The sequence below is a fragment of the Trebonia sp. genome, assembly GCF_049794275.1.
Lineage (GTDB): Bacteria > Actinomycetota > Actinomycetes > Streptosporangiales > Streptosporangiaceae > Trebonia.
On sequence record NZ_JBARCR010000390.1, the window covers coordinates 1 to 7,872 of the forward strand.

5 protein-coding genes and 1 pseudogene are annotated in these 7,872 nt (G+C 67.6%); 1 reads left to right on the forward strand and 5 read right to left on the reverse strand.

Annotated elements, in window-relative coordinates:
- Positions 1-366: 366 nt before the first annotated feature.
- The 4 genes and pseudogenes from WA805_RS10610 to WA805_RS10625 form a co-directional block, all read right to left on the reverse strand.
- A complete protein-coding gene (locus tag WA805_RS10610) occupies positions 367-1,791 on the reverse strand; it encodes a hypothetical protein (RefSeq protein ID WP_425242254.1) in 1,425 nt (474 codons plus the stop codon).
- Positions 1,792-2,399: 608 nt separating this feature from the next.
- Positions 2,400-3,734, reverse strand: a pseudogene (locus tag WA805_RS10615) (acetyl-CoA carboxylase biotin carboxylase subunit); the annotation flags it as partial.
- A gap of 35 nt (positions 3,735-3,769) precedes the next feature.
- A complete protein-coding gene (locus tag WA805_RS10620) occupies positions 3,770-4,453 on the reverse strand; it encodes an orotate phosphoribosyltransferase (RefSeq protein ID WP_422275588.1) in 684 nt (227 codons plus the stop codon).
- A complete protein-coding gene (locus WA805_RS10625; protein WP_422288715.1) occupies positions 4,438-5,322 on the reverse strand; it encodes a phosphoribosyltransferase family protein in 885 nt (294 codons plus the stop codon). Before WA805_RS10625 ends, WA805_RS10620 begins: the two co-directional genes overlap by 16 nt.
- A gap of 149 nt (positions 5,323-5,471) precedes the next feature.
- Between WA805_RS10625 and WA805_RS10630 the strand changes: the two genes are divergently transcribed.
- Entirely contained in the window at positions 5,472-6,038 is a 567-nt protein-coding gene (locus tag WA805_RS10630) for a Chromate resistance protein ChrB (RefSeq protein WP_422275592.1), read from the forward strand.
- Positions 6,039-6,098: 60 nt separating this feature from the next.
- On the opposite strand, the gene WA805_RS10635 is transcribed toward WA805_RS10630, so the two are convergent.
- Positions 6,099-7,529 carry a hypothetical protein gene (locus tag WA805_RS10635; RefSeq protein WP_422288714.1) on the reverse strand — a complete coding sequence of 477 codons (1,431 nt, stop codon included), beginning with the start codon at positions 7,527-7,529 and terminating at the stop codon, positions 6,099-6,101.
- Between the last annotated feature and the right edge of the window lie 343 nt (positions 7,530-7,872).

Consider the following 7,872-nt stretch of genomic DNA (forward strand, 5'->3'; position numbering starts at 1 on the left):
ACGGCAATTCCTAGCAAGTGAGAGAGTTGAACCGCCGAGCCCCAGCTAGGTACGGCTCGGACCTGTGGTGCGTGTCCGGCTGAAAAAGCTGAGGTGATCACGTGCCAGGTCTGCTGAAGCGGCCGCTTTCAATCCGTCAGCCGGTCCACGCCGCTGACCCCGATGGCGATTGCCGCCCCGAAGTTGTTCAGCCCGAGCGCCAGAGCCACGACTAGCAGCGCCAGCATGATTAAAGAACATCTCCCGAACGGATCGTGGGTTCCTGTCCTGGGCCCAGCTTGCTTTGATCACCTGAATAACCCGGGCCCCGCCAACTTAATGACGAGGCCCGGGTCGTGCAATGGGCTAGGCCAGCCAGCGGACTGGCTACATCCCGGAGGGGTTCATGTACTGGTGGTGATGACGGCCATGACGCTGTCCCCGAGACGGCACCGTCGGCCCTGACGTGCTGCTCGCCTTCTGCACGGTGGTGGTGAAGGTGGCCGCCACGGCCGCGCCGTTCCCGTCCAGGGTGACAGTGACCGGGTCGGTGAGGCCGAAGTTCTGGCAGCCGAGGTTGGTGAAGGACATGCTGAGCCTGTTTGCCAGGAACGTGAACAGGTTGTTGCCGACCGCGGTCACCGGTGACTGGCCGGTCGCCAGCAGCGTCTGGTTGGCCGCCAGGAACGGTGTCTGGATATTGACCATGTTCTGGCAGAACACCGCCGGGCTACTGGACACGTTGGTCTGGGCGCTGACCAGCGGCTGACCGAGCTCCATCCGGTACAGGTTGGTCTTGGCGACATCGAACTGCCCCTGCCCGTCCAGCGTCATCTCGTCGTTCTCCGGGACCAACGCCCTGATGTTCGGCTCGTTCTTCTCGGCGAGCAGCTCATCCAGCGCCTGGGAGGACGTCGGCTGGTTGTTGTTGGCCAGGTCTGCTACCTGGAACGGGGTGCAGCCGAGCGTCGGGTCCATGAACAGGTCCAGCAGCGTGTTGTCACTGCCGTTGGCCAGCGTCGTGGAGCCGGGGATGTTGGCCGCGTTCGCCGTGGTGTTCTGCGCGGTCTGCCCGGTCGCCGGGTTCAGCAGGTACAGGGTGGTCACGTTGTCGGACGGGTCCTGGTCGACCATGTCGAAGTTGTGCGTGACCGGGCAAGCCTGACCGGTACCCAGCCGGCCGCCGGTGGGGATGATCTTGCTCGAGCGCCCTTCCGACGGCACGAACAGCCTGCCCTCGGCCTCCATCCGGTGCGCGGCGTTGAAGAAGTTGGTGCCGTTGCAGAACGACTGCTGCCCGAAGATCGACCCGCGCATGCCGTTGACGCAGTTACCCTGCGCGAGGGCGTGGCGCGTGGCGCCCACCTGGTACAGGCCGGTGCCGTTGAACCCGAAGTCGATCGTGGCCACGTAGTGCCTCGGCAGCACCGGCACGGTCGGCGCGACGGCCGGCGTGGTGCCCTGCGTGATGACCAGCGGGTCATAGACATACAGCCGCCCGGTCTGGGTGTTCAGGATCGTCGCCTGGACGAAGGCGCCCAGGCTGGCCGCGTTGGTCATCGTGCAGCCGGACTGCGCCGCGGTCATCCCGCCGGTGCCGGTCAGCTGGTACGGCGTGGCCAGGCCCTTGGCGCTGAGCGGGTTCGCCGGGACGATGATGTCACAGTTGACGTTCGCCGCCATGGTCGTCGCCGGCGTCGTGCTGCTCGAGGCCGACGGACTTGCCGAGGCGCCCAGCGCCGTCTCACTGATGTTGGCCGAGTGCTGGCCACGGACTACGATCACGATCCCGATAAGCAGCGCCAGCGCCACTGGTATGGCGATCGTTACCGCGACGCGCGCGGAGCGTCTCTGGCTCCTGCGGCGACGCGGTGCGGGACTATGCCCGGAGAACATTCAGCCCACCTCCCTTTCCGCACTCCCAACGGGCGACACAGTAGCGCCAGTCAGAATGACCGCGGCAAGGAATCCGAAAGATTTCTGACACGGTCGGATCGGGCCCGTCCCGTGCCGTGATTCTGGAAATTTTCTTACCGAATCATTTCGTATATCTAACGTCGCAGGTCAGACCATCTGTTATAGGGACGAGATCGTACTGTTACTGGCGGCAGAGTACGGGCGATATCACTCGAATGTGACTGATCGATTACTGTGGGCGACATAAGATGATAGAAGAGTAACAACTTGATCCCGGCCCTATTAAGGATGATCATCACAGGTCATCAAACTGTGTTCGTTCTGTCACTATTGGTGATCAATGCTCTGAGCGCGATCTCGGTGACAGGCGGCATGGACACGACAGGGATGGCATAACCGGAACAGTTCCCACCGGGCAGCCCTGCGCGCCGGGAAAGGCGTTAGCTGAGACAGGAATCACCGTACGTTCGGGAAATTCTTCACTTATCCTGACGGGCGGGCGGGTACGCCGACTCGACCCAGTCGGCATGAACCGAGAATGGCCGGCGCGGGTCCGGCGGCGCGAACGCCTCGTGGGTGACCGCCCAGCGATGGAACGGCAGGCTGGTCGTCACCCCCGCCACCTCGAACTCGCCCAGGGCCCGGCGCGCCCGTTGCAGCGCCTCGGTACGGGAGGCGCCGGTCACTATCAGCTTGGCCAGCAGTGTCCCGAATGCCGCGGCGACCCGGGAGCCCTGCCTGGCACCGGGGTCCAGTCGCACGCCGGGACCCGAGGGGGGACGCCAGACACGCACGGTGCCGCGGGCGGGCGCGAAGCCGCGGCCGGGATCCTCGGCGTAAATCCGGAACTGCATGGCATGCCCGCGCACCCGCGGGTCACCGTAGCCCAGGGGCTCGCCCGCGGCGATCCGGAAGGTCTCCCGGACCAGATCAAGCCCGGCGACCTCCTCGCTGACCGGATGCGCGACCGCCAGCCGGGGATTTACCTCGAGGAAGGCGAGCGTGCCGTCGCGGCCGAGCAGGAACTCGCAGGTCGCCGGACCCGCGTAACCCGCCGCCTGCAAGATCGCGACCGACGCCGCCCGGAGCCTGGTGTCCGTATCGGCGTCGAGGAACGGCGCCGGGGCCTCCTCCACGATCTTCTGATGACGCCGCTGCAGCGAGCAGTCCCTGGTAGAAATCACCACAACCGCGCCGTGCCGGTCTGCCAGGCACTGGGTTTCCAGGTGCCGCGCGCGGTCCAGATAGCGCTCGGCGTAGCACTCCGCTCCGCCGCCCGCGGCCTGCACGATCCTCGCGTACGCCCGGGGAATCTCCTCGGCTGACCGGGCCACGGCGATGCCCCTCCCGCCGCCTCCGGACGCCGTCTTGAGCACGACAGGCAGCCCGTGCTCGCGCGCGAACGCCACTACCTGAGCGGCATCCCGCGACGACGCCGTCATCCCCGGCAGGAGCGGCACCCCGGCTCGCCGGGCCACCTGCCGCGCGGCGAGCTTGTCACCGAGTAGCCGGATCGCCGCGGGCGACGGCCCGATCCAGGTCAGCCCCGCGTCCAGCACCGCCTGGGCGAACTCGGCGCTGTCCGCCAGGAACCCGTAGCCCGGGTGGACCGCGTCGGCGCCCGACTCCGCCGCCGCCCGCAGCACCCTGGCCATATCGAGGTAGGTGCGCGCGGGCGACGCGCCGCGCAGGGGGACGGCCTCGTCAGCCGCCCAGACGTGCATGGCATCGCGGTCCTGGCTGGCGTACACCGCCACGCTGGCCAGGCCCGCGTCACGGCACGCCCGGGCAACCCTGACCGCGATCTCCCCCCTGTTGGCGATCAGGACCTTGCGCACGCGACGACTGCCCGGTCCGGGACGCCGCTCCCCCGTCACGGGGTCGCGAGGTCGCGGCCGGAACTCCAGGCATGGCCGCGGGGATCGGCGTAGAAACGCAGGAGCTCCGCCACATCGACCGCGCTGACCAGGCCCGCTTCCCGCGCGCTAGCCAGCACCTGCGGGTAGCTGGTGAGCGCGCGCACGGTCCACGGTGCCAGCAGCGCCCGCATCTGCGGGAAGTCCCAGTTCGCGATCGACTGGACGCCCGCCACCCGCAGGCCGGTCTCTGTGTGCAGCGCCTCGATCGCCCGCGCCGCGCTGCCGCCGCTCGCGACCACGTCCTCGACGAGCACGGCGCGGGCTCCCTGGCCTGGTGAGCACTCGACCAGCGGGCCGCCGTCCGCGCGCGCCTCTGCGCGCACGTAGGCCAGCGGCAGGTCGAGCCGGTCGGCAAGCGTCTTCGCCCACGGGATCCCGGCATGAGCGACAGCGACGATGTAGTCGGCGTCGGGGAACGACGCGCGGGTAGCTTCGGTGAGCGCATCATCGATGAGGCGGCGGATGGCCGGCAGCGTGTTGAGGCGGCGGCAGTTGCAGCCGCAGGGGGCGAGGATCCCGGACTTCCAGCGGAACCACTGGTCCCTTGGCAGCCGCATGTCGACGGTAAAAGCCCCGGACGCGACGAGCGCCGCGGCGACCGGGCGCGCGCGACGCGCGTCGGTCAGGTCAGCGAACATCCCGGCCGCCTGTCCAGTTCCGCGCGAACGACCTCGTGGCTCGAGGCGTAGTGGCCCATCGTGGCGTAGCCGTCCTGGCAGCTGTTGCGGTACAGGTCGCGGACGAACCAGTCAGGCATCCGGCCGAGGAATCGCGGCAGGCCGTCGCGGTTGGCCGGACTGAGGACGAACTTGCACACACGGACGTTCCAGGTGAAATCATCGTCCTCCACGAGCCCGGCGAGGTCGTCGAGTGTCCTGATGGCGGCGTGGTTGAGCGCGTCCTCCTGGGCGGGGTCGAAGGATCCGCCCGCCAGCCCGCGGAAAGAGACGATGTAGAGGAAGGTCCGCGCGCTGAGCGGCAGCCCCTCGCTCGCGCGCATCAGGCAGCGCTGATGCGCGCCGGTCACCCGCACATCGTCGACGACCATCAAGTGCGCGTCACGAACCAGGTCCGGCCGGAACCGCCCGAACGACAGCGTGTTGGCCGCCATGAGCCGGTCCCGCGCGTGCGCCGACAGCACGCCGTAGTCCCCGGCGGACGCGCTCATCCGGTCGACACGCAGCAGCGGGGCCGGGGGAAGGCCATGCCGGGCCCGCACGGCGTTCAGCGCCGGGGCCAGCACCCGGGCGAGCGCCATGGCCGCCGTCGGGACGCACGTGTAGGGCGAAGAGGTCATCAGCAGCCGCGGGGCCCGGACGAGCTCAGGGCAGCGCTCGGCGAAAGCCGTCCCCAGCGCGCGGGCGAAACACCCCGCGGCCGTGACCGAACCGTATTTGTACCTGCTATAGCGGGCAGCGCTGAACGGCGGGGTACAGGTTCCCGCGGGCAGGGCCGGCCCGCCCAGCGAGTACAGGGCGAACTCGTGCGTCGGAATGGGGGTTGTCATCGTCAGCGTGCGGCGGTGGCGTGATTGGCGTACGTGCGGAACCTAAATCAGCCAGTCTTCGCTGTCAAGAATTAGCCGCTGGCCTGCCAGTTGTAATATGTGTTCCGATATCCGGAGCCTCCACAATGTGAAACAGGTGTTGCATCTTAGTGGACGCGGACAGCTCTCCGCCAGGCTGGCTGCTGCTTCTGGCGCAGCTTCCCAGCACACCATCAAGCGCACGGGTAGCGCTGTGGCGCCGGCTGCGGGCAATCGGCGCGACCTCGGTCGTGAATGGCACCTGGGTACTGCCGGACACAGCGCCGCACAGGAAGCTCTTCGAGGAATTGCAGGAAAGCGTCCGCAAGCAACACGGGACCGGATTCGCGCTAATCGTCCACGTCTCATCGCCCGCCACGGATGAGGCGATAACAGAGCGTTTCCGGGCGGACAGAAGCCAGGAGTATGACGAGTTCGCCGAGCGCTGCACCGCTCTTCTCGATGAGATCCGAAAGGAGGCCAAGGCAGGAAAGTACACGTTCGCCGAAATGGAAGAGAGCGAGCAGGACCTGGAGAAACTGGCGCGCTGGCTAAGGAAGATCCGGACACGGGACTTCTTCCCTGATGAGCGAGGGCGTCAGGCAGCCGATCTGCTGGCGCGCTGCCGCGGTGCCATCGAGGGCTTCTCGCAAGCGGTGTATGAAGCCGAGGGGATGCAGGAGCCCGCGGACGACTGAGATGGCGGGGGTGGCGCCGGACGGGTCCGGGGCCACCCCCGCCATCAGGCGGGAGTGGGACTACATACCAGCCGGGTTCATCAACTGGTGGTGGTTACGGCCCTTGCGCTGTCCTTGCGTCGGCATCGTCGCGGCGGCGGTGTTTGTCGCCTTCTGCACCGTGGTGGTGAAGGTGGCCGCGATGGCCGCGCCGTTCCCGTCCAGCGTGACGGTGACGGGGTTGGTGAGGCCGAAGTTCTGGCAGCCGAGGTTGGTGAAGGACATGTTGAGCCTGTTCGCCAGGAAGGTGAGCAGGTTGTTGCCAATCGCGGTCACCGGGGACTGGCCGGTTGCCAGCACCGTCTGGTTGGCCGCCAGGAACGGGGTCTGGATGTTGACCATGTTCTGGCAGTACACAGCCGGGGCGCTTGACACGTTGGTCTGGGCGCTGACCGCCGGCTGGCCGAGCTCCGCACGGTACAGGTTGTCCTTCTGCGCATTGAACGCGTTGTTGACCAGCACCATCGGGTCGTTCTCCGGGACCAGCGCGTTGATGCGAGGCTGGTTCCCTGGCTTCTCGGCGAGCAGTTCGTCCAGCGCCTGGGAGGACGTCGGCGCGTTGTTGTTGGCCAGGTCCGGCGCCTGGAACGGGGTGCAGCCGAGCGTCGGGTCCATGAACGCGTCGACCAGAATGTTGTCACTGCCGTTGGCCAGTGTCGTGGAGCCCGGAATGTTGGCCGCGTTCGCCGTGGTGTCCTGCGCGGTCTGTCCGGTCGCCGGGTTCAGCAGGTACAGGGTGGTCACGTTGTCGGACTGGTCCTGGTCGATCATGTCGAAGTTGTGCGTGACCGGACAAGCCTGACCGGTGCCTAGCGCGCCACCGGACGCGACGATCTTCCCGGAGGTGCCTTCTGACGGCACGACCAGCCTGCCCTGGGCCTCGAGCCGGTGCGCGGTGTTGAAGAAGTTGATGCCGTTGCAGAATGACACCTGACCGAAGATCGATCCCGCCGTGCCGTTGACGCAGCTGCCCTGCGCGAGGGCGGTCGGCGTGGCGCCGACCTGGGTCAGGTTCGTGCCGTTGAACCCGAAGTCGATCGTGACGATCGCGTTCGCCGGCAGCGTCGGTACCACGGGCGCGACGGCCGGCGTGGTGCCCTGCGTGATGACCAGCGGGTCATAGACCGACAGCGCCCCGGTTCGCGTATTCAGGATCGTCGCCTGCACGAAGGCGCCCAGGTTGGCCGCGTTGGTCATCGTGCAGCCGGACTGCGCCGCGGTCATCCCGCCGGTGCCGGTCAGCTGGTACGGCGTGGCCAGGCCCGCAGCGCTGAGCGGGTTCGCCGGGACGATGATGTCACAGCTGACGTTCGCCGCCGCGGTCGTCGCCGGCGCCGTGCTGCCCGAGGCCGAGGGACTCGCCGAGGCGCCCAGCGCCGTCTGACTGATGTCGCTGATCCCATGCCCGCCAAAGACCACGATGACGATCCCGATGAGCAGCCCCAGCGCCACAGGTATGGCGAGGATGGCGGCAATACGCGCGCCACGGTTCCGATCTGCGCGGCGACGCCGTGCGGACCTGCGCCCGGTGACCATGCAATGCACCTCCATAGTCCGCTTCGAAGCTCCCGGGCCGATACGCTAGGGCGGGCCGCCGGCGGGGAGGCGCGCGTTTAGCGGAAGGAAATATTTCCCTATACTCCGCCGTCCCGGGGACGGCAGCCTCGCAAGGTTCCTGTGGAACTTGTTTCAGGCCCCTAACGCCGCAGGCAGCCACCGGGGTTAACCGCTCCGAGATAGCGGCGTGATAGGCACGGGATACGCCAGCAGGGCTGCGGCGCACCCAAAGTAACGG